The sequence below is a fragment of the Mesorhizobium sp. CNPSo 4684 genome (genome assembly GCF_057784315.1).
Genome location: NZ_JBWLUX010000108.1, coordinates 1 through 442, shown reverse-complemented (window position 1 = coordinate 442; position 442 = coordinate 1). Strand labels below are relative to the sequence as shown.

The 442-nt window shown below is 60.9% G+C and carries 1 pseudogene; it reads right to left on the bottom strand.

The window, feature by feature from the left end:
* Positions 1–442, bottom strand: a pseudogene (locus tag AC04SG_RS32905) (hypothetical protein); the annotation flags it as partial.

Genomic DNA, 442 nt, shown 5'->3' with positions numbered 1-442 from the left:
CTTCTCAAGCCCCGAAATAAGGCGAGCGTCCTCGGAATAAAGAGGCTGCTTTCTCCGCCCTATCAAAACCGGCTCGAGAGATGGCGACGGGCCGGGTTCGCCCGTCAGCTCCCAAAGCAAATCCTGGTCGTAGCTTTCTACGGGAGGCAGCTCCTCTGGCCACCTGCCCGCACCCTGCGACACACTGTGCTGCGCAGCGGCGCTGCCGACGGGCATCGGCTCCATCCGCGGCGCGTTTTCGGGATCAGGAACGGGGAGGATATGGCGCTCGAGCTCCATCGCTTTAGCGCCTGCCTGCGATTTTCGCAGATCAGCCAGTGCGGCACCGATATGCTCATCACCGCCGCCCTTCCTATAGCTCTTCACATCGCTGTCCAACGACGTGCCGGAAAGCCGACCAGCAATGCCCGGCTTGTTGTTTTTACGCAGGTAGTCACTGAAA